The sequence below is a fragment of the Pirellulaceae bacterium genome (assembly GCA_029243025.1).
GTDB lineage: Bacteria > Planctomycetota > Planctomycetia > Pirellulales > Pirellulaceae.
Window position 1 is genome coordinate 132,044 of the sequence record JAQWSU010000042.1, and the last position, 20,337, is coordinate 152,380.

At 52.1% G+C, this 20,337-nt stretch carries 13 protein-coding genes; 5 read left to right on the forward strand and 8 right to left on the reverse strand.

What is annotated here, in order from left to right:
* Positions 1–168: 168 nt before the first annotated feature.
* Together P8N76_18535 and P8N76_18540 are read left to right on the forward strand one after the other, a co-directional pair.
* Entirely contained in the window at positions 169–576 is a 408-nt protein-coding gene (locus P8N76_18535) for a hypothetical protein (GenBank protein ID MDG2383676.1), read from the forward strand.
* Between the two features lie 311 nt (positions 577–887).
* Positions 888–1,058 (forward strand): hypothetical protein, encoded by a 171-nt coding sequence (locus tag P8N76_18540; protein MDG2383677.1) that lies wholly within the window; start codon positions 888–890, stop codon positions 1,056–1,058.
* 194 nt (positions 1,059–1,252) lie between these two features.
* On the opposite strand, the gene P8N76_18545 is transcribed toward P8N76_18540, so the two are convergent.
* Positions 1,253–2,695 carry a sulfatase gene (locus tag P8N76_18545; GenBank protein MDG2383678.1) on the reverse strand — a complete coding sequence of 481 codons (1,443 nt, stop codon included), beginning with the start codon at positions 2,693–2,695 and terminating at the stop codon, positions 1,253–1,255.
* 294 nt (positions 2,696–2,989) lie between these two features.
* Between P8N76_18545 and P8N76_18550 the strand changes: the two genes are divergently transcribed.
* Both P8N76_18550 and P8N76_18555 read left to right on the forward strand, forming a co-directional pair.
* Positions 2,990–5,086, forward strand: a complete 2,097-nt coding sequence (locus P8N76_18550) for a DUF1592 domain-containing protein (protein ID MDG2383679.1) — start codon at positions 2,990–2,992, stop codon at positions 5,084–5,086.
* Between the two features lie 21 nt (positions 5,087–5,107).
* Complete coding sequence (locus tag P8N76_18555) at positions 5,108–6,460, forward strand: DUF1552 domain-containing protein (protein ID MDG2383680.1); 1,353 nt, start codon at positions 5,108–5,110, stop codon at positions 6,458–6,460.
* A 145-nt stretch (positions 6,461–6,605) separates the two neighbouring features.
* Here P8N76_18555 and P8N76_18560 read toward each other — a convergent pair whose 3' ends face one another.
* The gene (locus tag P8N76_18560) at positions 6,606–8,189 is read right to left on the reverse strand and encodes an FAD-dependent monooxygenase (protein MDG2383681.1); all 1,584 of its coding nucleotides are present in this window, start codon (positions 8,187–8,189) and stop codon (positions 6,606–6,608) included.
* A 438-nt stretch (positions 8,190–8,627) separates the two neighbouring features.
* Between P8N76_18560 and P8N76_18565 the strand changes: the two genes are divergently transcribed.
* On the forward strand, positions 8,628–9,845 hold the full coding sequence (locus P8N76_18565) for a YbfB/YjiJ family MFS transporter (protein ID MDG2383682.1): 1,218 nt from the start codon (positions 8,628–8,630) through the stop codon (positions 9,843–9,845).
* A 226-nt stretch (positions 9,846–10,071) separates the two neighbouring features.
* Here the strand turns inward: P8N76_18565 and P8N76_18570 are convergent, their stop codons facing one another.
* The 6 genes from P8N76_18570 to P8N76_18595 all read right to left on the reverse strand — a co-directional run bounded on the left by P8N76_18570 (position 10,072) and on the right by P8N76_18595 (position 20,265).
* A complete protein-coding gene (locus P8N76_18570; protein MDG2383683.1) occupies positions 10,072–11,829 on the reverse strand; it encodes a TolC family protein in 1,758 nt (585 codons plus the stop codon).
* A gap of 77 nt (positions 11,830–11,906) precedes the next feature.
* The gene (locus P8N76_18575; GenBank protein MDG2383684.1) at positions 11,907–12,851 is read right to left on the reverse strand and encodes an efflux RND transporter periplasmic adaptor subunit; all 945 of its coding nucleotides are present in this window, start codon (positions 12,849–12,851) and stop codon (positions 11,907–11,909) included.
* A gap of 6 nt (positions 12,852–12,857) precedes the next feature.
* Positions 12,858–16,124 (reverse strand): efflux RND transporter permease subunit, encoded by a 3,267-nt coding sequence (locus P8N76_18580; GenBank protein MDG2383685.1) that lies wholly within the window; start codon positions 16,122–16,124, stop codon positions 12,858–12,860.
* A 592-nt stretch (positions 16,125–16,716) separates the two neighbouring features.
* Positions 16,717–17,259: a hypothetical protein gene (locus P8N76_18585; protein ID MDG2383686.1), complete on the reverse strand. Its 543-nt coding sequence runs from the start codon at positions 17,257–17,259 to the stop codon at positions 16,717–16,719.
* A gap of 294 nt (positions 17,260–17,553) precedes the next feature.
* Entirely contained in the window at positions 17,554–18,645 is a 1,092-nt protein-coding gene (locus P8N76_18590; protein ID MDG2383687.1) for a hypothetical protein, read from the reverse strand.
* Positions 18,646–18,816: 171 nt separating this feature from the next.
* Entirely contained in the window at positions 18,817–20,265 is a 1,449-nt protein-coding gene (locus tag P8N76_18595) for a DUF1501 domain-containing protein (protein ID MDG2383688.1), read from the reverse strand.
* Positions 20,266–20,337: the final 72 nt, after the last annotated feature.

Here is a 20,337-nt window from a genome sequence, read left to right on the forward strand (position 1 = left end):
CTAATGGAAGCTTTGGTTGATTGGGCGTGTTGGCGACCCTGCGAAGCCCAGGGTCGTTGGTTTTGCTTTCCGTGCTTTGAATTGTTACCATCAGGAAACAAGGGACGCATTTGATTTTTTTTCGTCGCTGATTCACCTACAATCCTCTCATTCCACTGGAAGAGGAAGATGGCAGAAAACCCCTTTCAATCGCCGGATTCACCATCGCCAGCTGTCGGTGTTATCAGCGGCTCTCACGATGACCTGCGGAAGGTCGCTAAGTTCCAAAAGGGAGTTCTCGTCTGCATTTTGATTCAGCTGGTGGTCGTGTTTATTTGCCTAATTGTCCTGCCTTCGGAATTGGTGATCATTGCCTTGGGAATCTCATCAATTGTTGGAATCGTGAGTGCCGTTTTTGTTTTCCTTTTGTCGGTTCAAGTTTACGGCGTGGCCTTGGGGATTGTATTTGGTGTCGGCTGTTTGCTGCCTTGTATTGGATTGATCAGTTTGTTGGTTGTGAATGGTAAAGCCACTGCTGTGTTAAAACAGAATGGAATCAAGGTTGGCCTGCTTGGCGCAGATCTTTCTTCTTTTTAAATCCGTCATGGGTCGCGGCAGCGCGTTGTTTCGACCTAACTGGCACTTTTGATGGAGAGCCAGCGATGGTGAGTTGCCGGATATCTGCGGTGACTGGGGGGGCGGGCGAATGAATGGTTGGCTGGTGTGAACTCTGTTGGCTTTGCCGAGCGGATCGTATCGGTGAGCTTTTCATCACGAGACGAATGATTGGAATCAGCTTGTCTCGGTGAGTGTCTTATGCGAAATCTTAAAGGCATGCTAGCATTCGTTTGCCCGCCGAAGATCAAGTGCGTACAGTTCTCCAACCAAGGCACAAAGGAGGACGCAAAATGGCTCCCTACGATTCGGACCTATACGAGTTGTTGACCCGAGCGGCCGAGAAGATTTCGGCAGCCAACGATGAAACCATTTCGGCTTTAGCTGCGGCCAATTTGTGGAGGGATGCGGGGCGGCTTTTGATTGAAGCTTCGGCGCGGGCCAGAGAACATGGCGTGGAGTAGGAGTCGGAGATGAATCCGTGTGCTGAACGGAAACACAGTATCTCCGCAGAGGGTTGCTGGGCCGGACAGGTTGTTACTGCCGCAAGGTGACCACTCGTGTTCACAGCGAATCTGCGCGAGATGATGAAAGAGTGAATCCGGCGCTTGCCGCGCGGTATCGTTGGACCCTCATCTGCGACAAGAGCGTTTGGCGACTATTCATCGAGATCGTGATTGCGAATCTCGACAAGTTTGTCAGCTAGTTTTTGTTGTAAGCGATCTACCTGCGATTGGTATGCGGGGACGTTGGCTAAATTGCGAAATTGTTGCGGGTCGGTTTCCATGTTGTACAGTTCGATTCCGTGAGACGCATCTTCTTTGTATTGGATGTAGGCCCATTCATCCTCTCGAAGCAAAAAACCTTTTCGCATGGGCGCGACGCTAAATGCCGTGTCTCGTACTTCATAGTCGGGGTCGTCCAGCATGGGCGAAATGTCTTTGCCCTGTAAACGGGTTGGCACTTCAAGCCCGCAAAGTTTTGAGATGGTTGGGTAAAGGTCGAGTAACTCGGTGAGTGAGTGGCAGACGGCAGGTTGCTTGCCAGGCACACAGATGATCAAGGGGACTTGGCTAGACTCGTCGCGGAGACTGACTTTTGCCCAGAAGTCATGTTCGCCCAAATGGTAGCCGTGATCGCTAGTGAAGATCACAATTGTTTTGTCGACCAAGTTTTCCCGCTGAAGAGCGTCGAGTACTTTTCCGACTTGGCGATCCATGTATTCCACGGATGCGTAATAGCCGCCAAGAGCTTTCTTTTGCTGGCGGATGTCCATCTGCATGTTTGAGCTGGTTTTGTAGTTGATTCCCGCTTTCGGGATGTCGTCCCAATCGCCTGGCTGTTTTTGAGGAAGGCTCAGCTTGCTGTAGGGTTGGAACGATTCGTAGTCGGAGCGTGGAGCCACAAACGGTACGTGGGGGCGGACAAAACCGACGCCGATAAAGAAGGAATCCGCTTGGTGTTCTTCGATTAGCGCACACGCCTTGGCGGCCGTTTTACCGTCTGAGTGGGCCAGGTCGTCGCCGTCCGCTTTGACAACCACGAACGTGTTGCCACCCACGACAGGCTTTCTGCCATCGGCATTACCTTCGAGTGTTTCGCCTGTCCCGCTTGCCCGCCATTCAGGCCCCTGGCTGTTGAATCGTTCTGTCCAGGAAGTCGGATCATCCGCCCCGTCCGTTCCCAGTTCGATTCCTCCGGGAACCCCCATGTGAAAAATCTTACTGACTCGAGCCGTGTAGTAACCTGCATTCTTGAAATGTTCTGCCCAGGTAGCTCGCTCGCCAATTGCCGGGCGAGGGCTTGTGTAACCTAGTACTCCTGTGGCATGAGGGTAGTAGCCGGACATGAACGAGGCACGCGAAGGTCCGCAGTAGGTCCCTTGGCAATAGGTCCGAGTGAAACGCGTGCCACATCTGGCCAACCGATCAATATTGGGGGTGTGGCAGAGCTGATTGCCATAACAGGAAAGAGCGGTAGAAGTGAGATCGTCCGAGATAATAAACAGGACGTTGAAGGGCCGATCTGATGCAGGTGATTTCGCAAATAGCGGATTGCTCAAACTCAATGTCAACAAGGCAAATAAGCAGGGGGAACGCATGCGGAGTCCTGGTTCGGATCGGGGTGAAAGCAAGGGTTCGTGCGCCTCGCCGGATCGTTATTGTAACCTTTTATCGGGCCGTTTGCGGGTTTGTGCGGGTTTGTAAGGAGAAAGGACTGTGTAGCCAAGACCCCGTTTGGGGCTTGAGATCATCGGCTGCGGTCTGTCGGCAGGATGGCGTTTGTTTTTTTTAAACCGTTTCGGCTAAGGCGGCCTTGGTCTCGGAATGCTCTCTTGTTTTCGGATAGAATGATACGAAATGCCATTTTGAAGCAATCAGGGATTTCTATTGAGATGACAATTTGTCTTTTGACCTGCCGTTGGCGCAAACGACTTGCGATGCAAGTTCTATCGCTTTGTCTGTTAATTTCCGGTGTTGCTGCAGCCGATGTCGATCGTTTTTCTGAACTTGTTTTGCCCGCTATAAAAAAACATTGTGCAAAGTGCCATGGTGCCGATGGTGAAGTGGAAGGCGATACGAATCTCCTTGAACTTCGAAGCGACAATTTTCCAGAGAAAGTTGAGCTGCTGCATCGCTTGGTTGAAGTGATTGATTTGGGAGAAATGCCCCCAGAGGACGAGCCGCAACTGGATTTAAAACTTCGGGAACAACTGGTAGCGGCGTTGAAACTGATTCTGCGCGACACGGTCTCCAACCAAATCCCGGGCCAGCGCACGCCAATACGGCGGATGAATCGTTTTCAATATAACAATGCGGTTACCGATCTTTTCGATCTGAAGTGCATTGTATTTACGTTGCCTGAGCGAATGATGCGGGAACATCGAGATTACTTCAAGCCAGAGACTGGCAAGATGGCTGACGTCGTCACGGTCGGAAGCCGTCCTCTTGGTAAATCTCAGATGATCGAACGGCGTTTGGCCGGCGTCGCTGCGTTTCCACAAGATTTGCGAGCGGAGCATGGTTTCGACAATCGGGGGGACCATTTGTCGTTGTCACCGTTGTTAATGGAGGCCTTTTTGAAGCTAGGTCAATCGATTACGCAAAGCGCCGACTTTGTTCCACGTAACGTGGGGAATTGGTCGCATTTTTTTGATCCTCCGGCGAATGGAGGCGATGAAAACGCGATTGTTCGCGATCGACTCGAGCTGTTTTTGACGCGGGCCTTTCGGCGGCCTCCAGATCAGGAACTCTTGGAACGTTACCTGCAATTTGTTTCGCGAAAGCGAGCTTCCGGTGTGAGGTTTGTCGATGCAATGAAAGCGGTTGCGGCCGCCACGATCGCATCGCCACGTTTTATTTATCTCTATGGTCAAGAGGGAGGTGGCGAGAATTCGAAACCGATGGGTGATTATGAACTTGCTTCGCGACTCTCGTTTTTTCTGTGGGGAAGTATCCCCGATCAGGCGTTGCTCGAGGTGGCGAAATCAGAAACGCTGCACCAGCCAGCGGTACTGGATGCACAGGTGCAAAGAATGTTGAAAGATCGGAAGTTGAAGCGGTTTTGTGATAGCTTTCCATCTCAATGGTTGCAATTGGAACGGATTATTTCTTCTGCGCCGAATGTGGACCAATACCCGGGATTTTATTTTCTGAAGTATCGGGACAGCATGCACATGATGCTCGAGCCTTTACTGCTGTTTGAAACTGTGCTGATTGAAAATCTTTCAATCACGCAATTCATTGATTCTGACTTCACCTATCGATCTGGCCTCTTGGAGGAAGCTTATCAAGATCTGGCGACTCCGGCTGAACATGGTGGAAAAAAGGGTGGCGGTGGTGTGGGCGTGCTGAATTTTCGTCGCGTTCCGGTTACGGATCGTCGGAACGGCGGTCTGATCACCAATGCGGCTGTGATGACAATGACTTCCGGCCCGGAGCGAACGCAGCCGATTACGCGGGGCGCGTGGATGGCCGGAGTCATCTTTAATAATCCGCCTGATCCGCCACCAGCCGATGTTCCGCCCCTTGTCGATAAGACTGCCAACGGCGAGCAGACGCTGACCTTGCGAGAACGACTTAGCAAGCATCGCGAACGAGCGGATTGCAGAGGATGTCATGAGAAAATTGATCCGCTCGGTTTTGCTCTGGAAAACTATGATCCCATTGGGGTTTGGCGAGAAACATACGATAACGGTCGGGATGTGGATGCCGCGGGGACGCTATTTCGACGCCACGAATTCAAAAATGTGTCCGAGTTGAAAGATGGTCTGCTTGCCGAAAAAGATCGATTTACTCGGGCGTTAGCCGCGCATTTGCTTGCATTTTCGCTCGCTCGTGAAGTAAACGCCTCGGATCAGTTTGCGCTCGACCAGATTGTTGAGGCGACAGCAAACGATGACTACAAAATGCAGAGCTTGTTGAAACAAGTGATTTTTAGTGAGCCATTTCAGCGCAACCTCGACTTTAAGAATCGGTCAGCTGAACGTTAGTGTTTGAACGGAAGGAGTAGGATGACGATCACATCACGAAGAAGCTTTTTGCGAGGGATCGGCGGCGTGGCCTTAGCGTTGCCCTGGATGGAGACGCTTGCTACCGCCAGTTCGACAGGCAGTGTGCTACAGAGAATGGCACATTTCTACGTGCCGATTGGTGTCGTGCGACGTGGATTCTTTCCTGGAGAGGCAGATCACGTAATTCCAAAAGGGAATTTGGGAAACGTGATGAAGTCGCTTGGAAAGCAAGATCCCTTTTTTCGCGCCGAGTCGCTCCAACAATTTACGCCTACAATGCAGCCGCTAGAGGAGTTTAAGCAGAAGATCAATCTGATCACTGGAATGGATCGGACGTTTCAGCAAGGGACCGACGTACACGCACAATGTGCATCCTGTTATCTGAGTAGTGCCGAACCTTATACGATCGACGGAACGGCTTGGCCGTTGGATCGGACGCTTGATCATCTCGTGGCGGATCAAATAGGCGGTCAGACCCCGTTTCGGACACTTGAATTCAGCTGTAATAGTCACCAGGACAACAAGGAATCGATTTACTTCGATAATATTTCCTGGTTTGGAACCGGGCATCTGGCACCCTCGATTCGCGATCCTCGTGAAATGTATCGCCGATTGTTTTCAACACGCGAAATCGAGAATTATCGCGACGTGACCGATTTGGTGTTGGAAGATGCAAGGTCAATGAAACAGCAGTTGAGTTATCCTGATCGACAAAAGTTTTCCGAGTACTTTGACTCCGTACGCTCCATTGAAAAACAAATGGATCGGCTTGAGGCGATGAAGGCCGATCTCGCCAAAGTCGAATTTGAAGAGCCGGTTGAAGCCCACCTGCCACGAGGTGAGTACATTCGTCTCATGGGTGATCTGATGATCGTGGCTTTGCAAACTGGACTTACCAACGTGACGACGTTTATGGTGGGGCCCGAACGTTGGGATACACCCTACATGTATGAGTCACTCTTTGATAAACCACGTAGCCATCATCATATGTCCCACAATCAAACCAAAATGATTGACGATCTGTTGAAAGTCGATCGATTTCATATGGATCAGTATGTCTATCTTCTAAAAAAGATGGATCAAATTGAAGAGGCGGATGGAACCTCTTTACTTGACAATACGCTGTTCACCTATGGTTCCGGCCTAGGAGATGGCTCCACCCATCAATACAACGACTTGCCGATCATCGTTGCCGGTGGAGGCAGCCGGGTTCAAGCGGGGCAACACATCAATATGCCGGAAGGCACTCCCTTGGCAAACCTGTGGCTGACGCAGGCACGACTGATGGGAGTGAAGATGGACCGCTTTGCGGATAGCACCGGAGTGGTCAAGCCGATGCTGGCGGCAAGCTGAAATGGAGATTGGTTCACAACAGCCGGTGGTTGATACCGGCCTGTGATTCAGGGGGGAATCGAATTCTCCCGCCCAGCAGCGTTGTCATTGATTGTTGCTGATCGTATTTTGACGGAAAGCAGCTGCCTAGACCGTTTTGCCCAGGCTAACAGAAGGTGTGGAGCCAAGCTGCGAGGATATCGGTGTCTTGCACGGATCCTGCGGCTGCCAGATAGCCGTCCGGGCGGACGACCAGGAGGCCTGATGCGGACAATCCCAGTTTGCCGATCGACTCTTGATCGGTGATCCCCTGTCCGCTGCCGTTCGCGTGAGTTTCATCCGCCAAATCGATGGCAAGGATCGACGATTGAAGCTTAGGTTCCAGCTCACTGCGAAGTTGTTCTGCCAGTTTGTTGGAGGCATTCCAGCTAAGCACGACCGCATGCCCGCCGGCTAGCTTACTGTACAGCGTGTCGGATTTACCGTCTGGGGTTTGCCAGCTAATGTCACGTACGCGGTCACCTCGCCGGGTGCCAAGATGATCTCGTCGTTGATCTTTTCCTGCAATCGGACTGTCGGGGTAGGCCACGGTGAATTCGGCCATGTTCTGCCTCGCTAGTTCTTGCGTCCACTGAAATTGCAGGGCAATCTTAGCCAGGTTGTTCCGTAACAACTGCAGGACTCGTGATTCAGTCGTTACCATTTTGGTAACACGCGACGTTGTCTCCACCACTTTGTCACCGACTTTGCTTCGTTCAAGCGAATAGCTTTCAAGTAACGTGTTTGTGAGAGAGGCTCGTTGTGACCAAGCTAGTTTCCAGGCGAGGTTGCAAGCATCTTGAATGCCGGTGTTCATCCCTTGGCCGCCAGCCGGGCTGTGAACGTGAGCCGCATCGCCCGCAAGGAAAGCGCCGCCGATTCCATATTGGTCCACTTTTCGCTCATTGATTCGGAATTCTGAGAGCCATGTAGGGTTCGAAATTTTGATGTCCCCGGCCCCTCGCTGATTAAGCATTTGTTGGATTTCTTCCAGAGTCGGGTCGACTGGCTCCGCGTCTGGATCCGTAAGTGCTTCTTCGCCAACCACTCGCCACGTGTCTTGCTCGAAGTGAAACAGAATGATCGCTCCCGCTCGACTCCAGAAAGCTGCCACTTCGGATTCGGGCAGGTTGCCTTCTGCCTTTACATCGGCGAGTATCCAACGTTGATTTTGTTTTCTACCGGGAAATGATAGATTCAGATTGTGCCGAACGAGGCTATGCGCGCCATCGCAACCGGCAAGGTACCTCGCATGGATCTGTTCGCAATTTCCGGCTTGGTCGCTAATCTCGCATTGGACTCCGTTGGCCTGTTGTTGAAACGATACCAGTTCGACGCCCCGTCTGATCGCTTGCTCTCGGTCAAGCAAATGTTGCTCTAACAATTGTTCGGTTTTGTTTTGCGCCAGCAAGACGCCGGTGCCAAACTTGCCATCGGTTCCTTCGAAATCAATCGAAGCAAATGGCTTGCCTTCGTCAAACAGAGTTGCTTTGCGAACAGGCCTGCCGATTTGCAGGAATTGATTAGCGTCCATACATAGATCAAGTAATTCGAGCGATCTTCCCCAGATAACAAGCGCTTTTGATTTGTCCGATCTCTCGAGACGACGCTCAATGATCATGAACGTGATTCCCATGCTTTCAAGTTGCGCCGCAAGAGCCAAGCCAACTGGTCCTGCGCCGGAAATCAAAACTTCAATGTCATGGGGCATCGTTCATTCCTTTTTAAAATGCATGGATGGCGAATTGTCGATTTAGGGTGAACAATATTGGGAGGAAGGGTGAACAAGGTGCGTTCGTGGCGTCACGTGAGCAACACCAGACGAGATCGTTCGATTGCTCATTGTCATCGCTCAGTCAGACCAAGGGTAGCTATCGAATCAGAATTCTTGTTGAGCTCGAAGGGATGAAATGAGATGCTGTAGCATGAAGCTGTCCCAAAGAATACATTTGCCGCGACCGCTTTTCATTGAAATTTAGGGGTAAGTCAGATTGCAATGAGAATCTTTTTATTGGGTCTCACTTGTGTATCTTGTCGCCGAGGGGCGATTGGCCTGGTCTGTCGTACCTTTTTTGATTCATGCATTCTGTGAATGCAGTTTTGAATGGTCTGTTTCCGATATCAGATATTCCTCGAAAAGAGTTCACTCGTGAAAAAATGTCATCCGGTTTATGCCACTGTTGCGGGCTTTTGCTTAATTGCAATCGGCTTATCGTTGTGTCGCTTTGCCTACGCCCCCTTGATCCCATCGATGATCGATCATCATTGGGTAACAGCTTCTGGAGCCGGCTATTTAGGCGGGTTCAATTTTCTTGGCTACTTGATTGGGTGTGGGGCTGCCTTGTTCTTGCCAAGGCGGATCGGCGTCACCTTGTTGATGCGTTTTTCTCTTGTATTAGCCGTCGTTGGCCAATCGATGTGTGTCTGGGATCTAGGCTTTGCCTGGTTGGCGTTGGCGCGGTTCCTGGCCGGATTGGCGGGCGCCTCTTTGGTGATTCACGCGCCGGAGGTGGTGTTAAAACATATTTCAGAGCGTTGGAAGACGGTTGTAAACGGAGTAGTCTTTGCTGGAGCTGGGGCGACTATCGTTTTCGTATGTCTGTTATTGCCGACGTTTCTAGCGATTTCTGTCAACGCGGGGTGGATGTTTGAAGCCGGTTTAACGCTGATTGCAGCGGTGATCGCCTGGCCGATTGCTCGATCAACTGAGCCGCTGGCTGGGGAAAAACAAGCATCACTTCCCAAATTGGAACGGCCGACAGCGTTCGCCCTTTTGCTGATCGGAATAGCGTATTTTCTCGCTGCGATCAGTATCACGCCGCACACGCTATTCTTGCCTGACTATCTTCATAATCGATTTGGAACAACGGCCGCGGTCAGTAGCCGCTTGTTTAGTCTTGTCGGTTTGGGATCCCTTGTCGGAGCCCTAACCAGTGGAGTGATTGCTCGATTGTTAGGTACTCAATTGGCGCTGATGATCAATTATCTGCTGGGAGCGGTTGGCGTCTTGATGGTGCTTGTGTTTGCCAACGTGACTCTGATTACCGTGTCCGCGTTTCTGATTGGTTTTTTTCTTTTGTGCTGCGTTCCGCTAACATCGGTACGTTGTCGTGAGATTTCGGGCAGAATTCGAGCCTCTCACGATTGGGGAGTTCTTACGTTGATGTTCGGGGTGGGATTGGCAGTTGGAAGTTATGGAATGTCCGGATTGCTTTCACGAGGTGTGTCGTATTATCGGTTGTTTGTCATCGCACAGGTCACGTCGCTTGCTTCTCTCTTGCTTTCGATTTGGCTGTTGAAGGGCACACATCAACAGACAACCTCCGATTCGTTGACGGAGGCCAGACAGCATGAGGCAGCGGACTAATATTTCAAGTTGCGTTACTTTAGCTTAGGAAGGATGGGCCGAGCGAAGATAGGATGCGTTTCACAAGGGGCACGGGTTAATCGTGGTGGGCATTGGGCTGCGGAAGAGTCGCCGAGGCATAGTTGATCTCAACGTATCAGCGTCCAATTTGTGGTGAAAGGAATTTACGAACTCGCTCGTTTTGATCCGTGCCTGCCACGGATATTCGGGGAAAGAAAGCCGATAGTTATTCCGGCGGTAGTGGCGCTTCACTGAGATCGGCCGGAGTGTTTGAAAAACGATTTTCGGATGGGTTCAACGGTTTGGGAGGTGCCCCTGGCGTTTGACCGATGGCGCGTACCAGTTCAATTTGGCTCCGATTGTGATTTGCGACGGCGTTCGTGTAGTCGTCCAGCGATGTTTGCAAAGCGGTGATCGACTGTAGCAATTCCAATGGCAGCCCCTCTGCTTCTTTGACACGTTCGAAATTGAGTCGATTGCTGCGTTCAGCTTCTTGCGCCCCTTGCATGGCGATGCGAACTTGTTCTCGATATCCGGCCACATTGCTCGCGGCCGTGACAATTTGTGCAGCCACATTATCGCGGGCTAGCTGAAAACGGATTTGAGCCTGACGGAATTGACTGCGGCTACGGTTTCGGTCGGCCCTGTTGCCGTAACCGACGTTTTCAAGTTCCCAAACAGCTTGTAGGTCGATGTCGCTTCGACCGGCTTGGTTTTCGAATTCTGTTGCCTGCCCTCCACCGAATGAACCCCCGCTGGCTCCAACCATCACGTTGGGTAACCAAGGTCGCCAACGTTCTTGAGCCACACGTCCAGCCGTGGCAGCAATTAAAGCGTTTGACTGCGCCAATTCGGGACGTGTGGACATCCCAAGGGCGATCAGTTCTTCAATCGGAGTCGTTGGATCGACGAGTTCGATGACGGCAACTTTTTCTTCAGCAGGAGCGAGCTTCAAGGACGCGTCAAGGCGAATGAGTCGCACGAGTTCTGCGCTGGCAACGGCGATTTGACGCTTTGCCTCATCCACAACTCGTTCTTGCATCGCAAAGGCGGCTTTCGCCCGACTTGCATCTGCTTCACTGCCCGCACCTGCTTGTGCGAAATCTGTTGTGAGGCGTAATAAGGTCCGATTTGCCGACAGGACCACCTGAGCATTCGCCAGTCTTCCGTAAGCTTCTAGCAAGTTGAAATAGGCGAGGCCAATTGTGGATAACGAGTCGTTAAAGACGCGACTACGGTTAGCCCGTTGGGCAGCCAATAAATTGTTGAATACCTGGGGTTCAAAGATTGCATCGGATAGCGATAAATTGACGATCATACGGGGCGGACCACTTGCTGCACCCGTGAGCGGGGCTGTACCAAGGCCGGCTCCGCCACCTACAAAGAGTGAGTTTCGACTCACTTCCAGAATGTTTCCTTCCGTTTCTTGCAGGCGGCCATCATGTTTGTTCCAGCCAACCGCGAATCGTAAGGATGGTAGCCAGGCTGTTTTGGCAGCCAAAAATTCCGCCTGAGCTTCAATGACGCGTTCCCGCGCAAGTCGGATTTGCAGATCAGAAGCGCCGCCAAGGCCCAATGCGTTCGCGAGATCGATCGGATAGTGCGTGTCTTCGATGGGCGAGATGGATCGAGGGAGAGCGGTGATTTCCTCGGGGGAGTCGGAATTCTCCCAAGGGAAATTTAGCGATGTTGATCTTATTGTGTTTGGACGGGAGGGTGTGCCTTCTGGAAGCGTCTCCTGGTGAGAAATCAGGGCGACGGCCGTCAGGTCCGTCATCGGAAGTGTCGGTAGCCGTTTGATCGGTGATGTTGACTTGATCGATGAATCATCGACAGAACCGTGATTGGACGGCTGGGAAGGACGCTGAAATGAAAGATAGGAGCGCGTGGTCTGGCATCCGGTCAAAAGGCCAGTAAGTGCGAGAGTTAACCCGAGGAAACCGAGGCCTATCGAAAAATGGAGTCGCCGTTTGAAACAATCCATGTTATTCACGTTTCAATCCGTTGAAAGCGCTGAGTGATTTTTCGAGTGATTGTCTGATGAAAGTGCTGTTTCAGCTGCTACTGATGCTCCGGGATGGAAACGATCGCCTTGCCATAATCTCCAGGTTTGAGGCGGCGATCGCCATTGTGATCAGCAGTATTATCAAGGTCGACTTCAACTTGCATCATCTGAGCACCTTCTGCGAGGGATCTCGCAAGTCGACTTACTTGGCAAGTTATCGATTGGTCGGGGAGTCCGCGGATGTTGTGAATCTCGACAGGCTGTCCAACTTCAATGTGGTTTGCGTGGTCCGCCATGACCATCATCAAGCCCCGTAAGCGATCAGTCCGGACCAGTACGAGTAAGGGGGGCATGGTGGCGGACGGCGTCTGGACCAGATCCCCTCGGTCAATCCCGCGGCGCATGATTTCACCGGCAAAGGGAGCCTTGATGTCAAGGTAATCGACCATGACCGCAGCCTTTCGCTCTTCTGCTAAAGCCACCTCAACGGCGGCTTGAGCAGCCTGGGCGTGAGCGGTTGCAGCTTGGACGTCGGCCTTGATGCTGTTTCGTTCAGCCTGGGCGGATGAATGGGCAAATTCTGCTTCATCCAGTTTGTCTTGCCGGAGAGCCCCCGAACCAACTAGCCGTTGGTAGCGTGCTAATTCTTTGGCCTTGAGTTTTTCCACCGCTTCGCTTGCCAGCAATTTGGCTTGAATCGCCGTGACATCTGCTTGTTGACTGGCGAAGTCGGCGCGAGCCTTTTCCACCATTTTTTGTCGCCGGGTAAGTTCTGCGTTGAGTTCGGGTACCCGCAGCTTCACTAAAACCTGGTTTTTCTTGACGGAATCTCCAATATCAACCAAGACCTCGTCGACAAATCCCTCCACACGGGACATGATTTCGGCTCGTTCAAATCCCCGTAGATGAATGGGAACGGTAACCTGTTCGTCCGCTAGGCTGAAGTGGCCGTTGATTGAGATCAGCGCAGTAAGAATTGCCAGTAGGAGTGACTTGTGCATTGAATTTCAGTGGGTTGCCGGGGTGGGGATGGGAGCGGGATTTGTGGCGGAGCCGGATTTGAAAATAACGTACAGGCAGGGTACGACGGCGAGTGACAATAGGGTGGCTCCGATGACACCTCCAATGATCGCCCTGGCGAGCGGTGCGTTTGCCTCGCCGCCTGCAAAGCCAATGGCCATTGGGAGTAACGCTAGCCACGTGGTCATCGAGGTCATTAGAATCGGACGCAGGCGGACTTTTGCTGCATCGATGATTGCCTCACGGATGTCGAGCCCTTCGTCAACACGTCGATTGGCAAAATCCACCAGCACGATTGAATATTCGACCACGATTCCCACCATCATGATGATGCCCATGAAGGACATGATTGACAGGTGGGAACCGGTTATTTGAAGCGCCGCCACAACTCCAATGAATCCCAAAGGGACGGTGAGCAAAACGACCAGCGGGTCGATGAAGCTACGGAATTGGGCCACCATTACGAGATAGACAAGGATTGAGGCGATCATCAGGCCTCCTCGGAACTGCTGGAAGGAGTCTCGCATGGAACGCACCTCGCCCATCATGCGAAAGGAAACACCTCGGAAGCGGTTGGCGTCAGTAAACGGCTGATTAGCGGAAACGTCAGCCGATCCGGTTCCCAAACGAAACAACTCGCCTCGCTCGTCACTATCCGGCTGAGCGCCCATGGCTTCGAGTTTTTTCTCGATGGCGGATACAACTCGCCCCACGTCGTAGCCTCGAAGGGTGTTGACGTAAACGTCTGTTACCCTGGAAATGTTTCGATGGTTGATGACGGCGGGCCCGGAGGACCGGTGGATTTCAGCAATGTTGCCGAGGCGGCATGGGCCTTTGTCGGTGTTTCCCACCGGAATGTTCTCGAGAGTTTCGATGCTGTCGAGATCTTGTTCGCGGTATTGGACTCCAAAGAAGTAGTGATTTCCTTTTGCCTTATCGATCCAGAAGGAGGGCTGAAAGTTAACCGAACTGTTGGTCGCGGCCACCAGATTCTTCATGACTTGATCTGGATTTAAATTCATTCTGGCCGCCAATTCGCGATCCATGTTGACTTCTAATGTGGGGAAATCGATCCGCTGGGCGATCCTTGCATCTGCCGTTCCGGGCACCTCCGTTGCCGCCTGCTTGATCAATTCAGCAACCTCCTGGGCCACTTCCAGGTTCGAGCTTTGGACTTGAAAATGAATCGGAGATGGTTCGCCCATGTTGAGGGCGGCGCTGAGCATACCTCCAGTGTCAAACGAGAATTCAACGTCAGGAAATTGCGAGTTCAACTCAGTGCGTAGCACCTCGACGTATTCAAAAATACTCGGACTGCCAACTTTGCCTTTCGTTTGAATCAGCATGAAAGCATCCATCGACCCCGAGTTGGGGGTGTAGGCTGCAGGCCAATCCATCAAGACACCAATATTGGACACGAGTAATTGGAGATTTGAGTCGGGTTTTTCCTCGCGGCCGATAGCAAAGGCAGGATCCGCCTCGCCGAATGTATTGACGATTACATCTTCGATCTGCGCAATTCGTTCCTCGGTTCGTTCAATGCGAGTTCCTGTGGGCATACGGACAAAGATCGAGAGTTGACCTGCATCCATCGCTGGAAACAATTCACGACCCGTATGTCGAACCATGATGAAACAGGCTATCCCGAATGTGAGCAAGGCAAGCAGCACGACCGGGTAGCGAAACCCAAGTAGCCAGGTCAGAAACCGTTCGTAGCCGACGGCCAGACGGCCTTGAGTAGGTTCTTTATGGGACGTATTGTGCAGATACTGAGCGCAGTAGGCTGGAACCAGAGTGATCGCGATCAAATAGGATGCGAAGATTGCGATGCACGCCGCCGTGGCTAGGGGCAGAAACAAGAAACGGGCTAATCCAGACAAAAAGACCACAGGAAAAAAAACAATCGCAAAGGTGAGCGTGGAAACAAGCATTGGGAGGGCGACTTCGTTGGCTCCATCCAAGGCTGCGTTGAAGGGTGATTTTCCCATCTGCGCGTGGCGAACCACGTTTTCCAGCACGACAATCGATTGATCAACTAAAATCCCAATTGCCAACGCCAAGCCGCCTAGCGTCATGGCGTTCAACGTGTCGCCCGTGAAATACATACCAAAGATGGCAGCCAGAAGGGCCAGTGGAATCGCCAGGACGATCACAAAAGTAAAGCGTAGGTTGCGGAGGAATACTAGGACAACGACACCGGCCAGTACGGCGCCAAGGCTGGCGGCAATTTGAAGCGCTCGATTTCCCTCTGCAACGCCTATCGATTGGTCCATTGCTACGCTTAGAACCAAAGATCCCATTTTGGGGTCCTCGGCACGCTCGACTTTTAATCGCTGCTCAATATCTCTTAATTGTCGTTTAATCTGGCGGACAATTTCGATCGTGTTGGCGCCCGGTTGCCGGTAGATCGGGATATAGGCTTTGCGGGAGCCGTTAACGCGTACGATGTTCGTCTGGATCTGAGAAGCGTTACGAACGTCTCCCACGTCCCGCATCAGGACGGGATGTCCATCGACCAATTTGATGGGTACATCATTTAGTTGAGATACTTGGTCGACGTTGGCATTGGTGAAGATCTGAAGCTCTTGCTGACCAATCTTGATACTGCCCGCTGGAATTAGCACGTTCTGTTTCAATAAGGCCTGTTGCACATCAAGGAGTGACAGTTGGTGGGCTTCAAGTTTCTCGGGATCGACATAGGCGAGAATTCGACGAAGCTTGCCTCCGTAAACCGCAGGTGCAATCACGCCTTGGATGGATTGCAGCTTATTTCGAAGCTCATAATAGGCGATGTCATAAAGCTCCTGCTCATCCATTTGATCATTGGAAACGACGACAAGACACAAAGGGACCGACGCCGTCGGATCAAAAGGCATCACCATCGGTGGAATGGTTCCGGGTGGGAGATAAAACATGTCACTCATGGCGTAACTGGACACTTGCGACATGGCGGTGTCCATTGAAATTCCATCCCGGAAAAAATCCTTGACGATGCAAACGCCCTGCATCGCCTTGGCTTCCTGGTGCGAGATTCCCACGGACTGCCCAGTCCAGCGTTGCAGGCGACTCATTATGTCTTTTTCCATCACCTCCGGTGGCATGCCAGGATAGAAGGTGACGATCTGCACGGCAGACGTGTCGAATTGCGGCAGAAGGTCTGCGGGCAATTTGGTGTACGTGTACCCCCCCAAGACGACAAGGGCCAGTCCTACGACGATGATTAGATACGGGTTTTGAAGGGCAGACCGTATCATGATTTAATCCAGTTCGGGAGACACTTGCAAAAACGGCACGTTCGTTAAAGTCTCATCGACGAGTTTGCCCTGGGTAAACAGGAAGTTTCCGCTGGTTGGCACAACCGAGATAGAACGTAATATTTGGCAGGCTTTCGTAGACTGCCGCGATTGTAGGCTGTTTTTATGTTTGTGGGCCGTTTTTCTTCGCCAAACTACCAAGATTTGAGCTGAAAAGAGTCCTCGGAAAGCACCACCTTCGCTAAAGGAATCAGACGCACGCATCGAATGGTGGGGGAAGGGAGTAAAGAGCTAATTTGTCGGCTGAGTGCGTGACCAACATCAAACAGGAAGCTCAGGTCGATTTCGAGATGGGATTCGCGGTTTGGCGGACCCGCCGAAAGTCGCAAAACGGGCTCAGGCAAAACAAACCCCGAGCAACTTTGGTAAAGAATTCACGGTGAACTGAGAGGATCAGTAAGCGGAGTTGATGCTGACTCGACTCGCGTAACCGAGGCTGATCCAGATACCGAACAACAGATCAGGTTGACTTGTAAGTTCGGCGGGTGTCGTGGCGGGTTAGAAAGGGCCTGGGACCGTCGCGATTTAACGATCAGCGTCGTACTTTCGCGTAGACGCTGCAGGTAAAAAGACTGAGGACAATCCAAGTCAGGCAAGCGGATGGTTCTGGCGTGCTCATTGGATCGGATTCTTCAGGATCAATGATATAGGTTTCCCCTGGATATTCATGCTCCGTGTCGTCGCCAACTGACACACTAATCGCGCTCTCTGTTTCGGTTGCAACGTATGGATAACTCAAGCCCGCCGTATCAAGGGGCGCGACTGAGAATAGCAGCCATTCGGCTGGTGCTAGGTATTGAGCGCTGTGGTCGGTTGTTGAGAATGAGAGCCCGTTTGAATTGATGCCGGTTGTACCCGGATCGAACGCTAATTCGGCCAGGATAACAGCTTGGTGTGTCATTACGGTGGAATCAAAGTTGAAACTACCGGTTAGCGTGGCATCGCCCATGGTGACGCCATTGGAGGCATCTTCCACGTTGTAAGTGGTGATGAAGTAAGCCGTCTGAATGCTTGCTTCTGCTTGGAAAGGGCTTAACAAAATGGTTGCGACTGCAAGGTGTAGGAGATATCTCATCGGTGTGACTGCGCTGCACAAGGGTTGGAGTTTTGTGAAATCACGCTGGGCGTTGCAGGGATCTTGCTGAATGCAAGCTGTAGTGGACAAAGTGTTTCGCCCTCAATCGAGTATGCTTTGAGGCGGATCGTCCTTCAACCGGAAAAATTGAAATAAACTTACTTGCGGACGATTCCTGAAGTACGAAAAGAACGGTAAACGCGATTCGGGAGTTGAAGTGAATACGAAGCTGTTTGTTGCGCCGCAACAATCGGTCGATAATGCACGGCAGCGATGTTGTTGGTGATCGGATTCTTAATCGTTTGTGTCGAGATGCTTGATCGTGGCGTTGGCGCTCTGTCGGACGAAATCTTCCGAGTCTAATTTTGCGATTACGAGAACCTGTGGTAGCAGTTGATAAGCTGTCGCGCCCCAGCTGCGGATTGCGAGGAGGGCTGCAGCTCGTACGTCGGCCTCTTCGTGTTCTAAAAGTTGAGCGTAGTGTCGTAGCAATTGACGACTGGTGACGGTGAGTTTGGGCAATATTGTGATGGCGACGATCTGGAGCTGCTTGGGGGTGTCGTCCGAGAAAAGGGATTGCACCTGAGGTACGGCTTGCTGAGCGCGGGTTCCAAGCGTCGCTAGTGTTTCGAGAGCTGTAGCTTGGTTGATTGGATCGCTTGACATTAAGAGTCCTGCCAGAAGGCGCACTGCCCTGGGGTCGTGCCGAGCCACTCCTTTTGCGGCCTCACGCACAACTGCATGACTCGAATGGGAAAGGCAACAGCGAAATTGATGTTGAGCTGCCTCGGAACCACAAAGATGAGCTAGGGTACGCAGGCAACGAACTTGTTGCAGGGTGGAGCCGCGATTGGGGCCTGTCGTGATCTCAATGGTAAGTGATGTGACGGGGGCCTCGGCTGGCAGACCAATCGAAAGTAGATGCGTTTCAGCTTGTTCAGAAGACATCCAATTGTCGTGAATCAGTAACTTTGTCAGCCCAATGACGGCTTGGGGTTCCTTGAGTAACGTCCATTGACTGTACAGGGCATTCGCGCGAACCACCGGATGAGGGTCGTTGGCCAGCCGCTCAGTAATCTCTCGCGTTTTTACGGCGTTGGGAAAGCAGTGGGCCAGACAGGTTGCGGTGGCGGATCTTACATCGGCATCCATATCTTCTGCGGCGGCACTAAGCTTTTTAAGCAATCCGTTGGGGGGCCTGTTGGCGGATAAATCGATTCGCTCGATCGTTTCGATCGCTTTCCATCTTACGACGCTGTTTTCGTGTGTTATTAATTTGCTTAAGGGTTGAATTGCCGAAGTCGAATGAGCGACGAAATGATCGCAGGCGGCTTGGATGGCAGCCTCGCTGTACACCTCGGATGCGACGATCAGATCATTGGCCATGCGCTCGAAAGTGATCGCCGGAGCGGCGAGGGTCGGTGTGCCGCAGCAAAAAACGATTAACGTGAGGGCAGAGGCAAAAAGCCGGAGGCCTTTTTGGCTTTGAATTTGGGCCGGTAGCTGGTCGATCGGCGGGAATGTTGGTGGGTTGTCCATATTGATCTAACGAGATGATCAGGCGATTAATTGATCGACGACGTGTCCGCCAACGTTCGTGAGTCGCAAGTCGAGTCCGCCAAACGCCTTCGATAGGCGGGTATGATCAAAACCGAACAAGTGCAACAGGGTTGCGTGAAAATCATTAATGTGAACCGGGTCTTCGATTGGGTTCCAGCCGAATTCATCCGTTTTGCCGACGACCTGTCCGCCTCGGATGCCACCCCCTGCCATCCAAGCGCTAAAGGCGTTCGGATGGTGGTCGCGACCGTCGGTTCCCTGAGCAAGTGGTGTGCGACCGAATTCTCCTGAAAATACAACAAGCGTTGAATCAAGGAGCCCTCTTGCTTTGAGGTCTTGAAGCAATGCAGCGAGCGGTTGGTCGGCCATTCTCGCGTTGTATTCGAGGGCGCTATGGAGGCTGCCGTGTTGGTCCCAGGAAGCATGCATGAGAGTGATAAAGCGAACGCCTCGTTCAACCAGTCTTCGAGCTAACACGCAGTTGCGCGCAAACGATTGATAAACCCCTGGCCCACCACCAATCGAGGATTTGACATCTGTCGGTTCAGAGCGATCGACGCCATAAGCCTGGAGTGTGGATTGCGTTTCGTCTGAGAGGTCGAGTACATCCGGCGCTGCCATTTGCATTCGAAATGCCAATTCGTAGGAAGCGATTCGACTGGCAATTTCATCATCTCCCAATCGTTCTTGTTGTCGCTGATTCAAACTGCGAATTGCCTTGAGACTCGCTGCCTGAACCGCCCGGGAAATGCCGGGGGGGTTGTTCAAGTTTAGGACCGGTTCGCCTTTGTTCCGTAAGACAACGCCCTGGTAGGTCGATGGCAAGAAGCCGTTTGTCCAATTTGAAGTTCCCCCGCTGGCACCGCGGCCTGCTGTCAATACGATATAGCCTGGCAGTTGTTGCGATTCGTTGCCCAGCCCATACAGTACCCAGGATCCAAAGCTGGGGCGTCCGAAACGGGGAACTCCGGTACTGAGCATCAACTGAGCGGGATGGTGATTAAAGGCCTCGGTGTGCATGGAGCGAACCAGGGCAATATCATCAACACAGGTAGAGAGATGGGGAAGTAAATCCGAAAATTCCGTTCCGCACTGACCGCGAGGCGCGAATTGTCGTCGACTGCCAAGCAGCTTGGCGTCTTTTTTTATGAAAGCGAAACGGACATTCTTGGTGAACGATTCAGGCAGTGATTCGCCGTTTCGTTCATTCAATACCGGTTTGGGATCAAAGAGTTCAAATTGGCTGGGCCCACCCGCAGCGTAAACAAAAATGCATTGTTTCGCGCTGCCTAGAAAGTGTGGCGGTCGACTGGCAAGCGAACGGGTTGGCTCGTTGGCCACGGCCGAATCACGGGAGAGTAGGTCGAGCGCGGCAAAAGCTCCCAATCCGCTGGCCGAGGAGGTGAGGAACTGGCGACGGGATTGTTCAAAGGTATTTCCTAGCATGCCTTGCGTATCCAACAAAAGTATTGCTTCCTGAAAACTACTAAACAGGGGTCCTGATAGTCGAGTCGATTA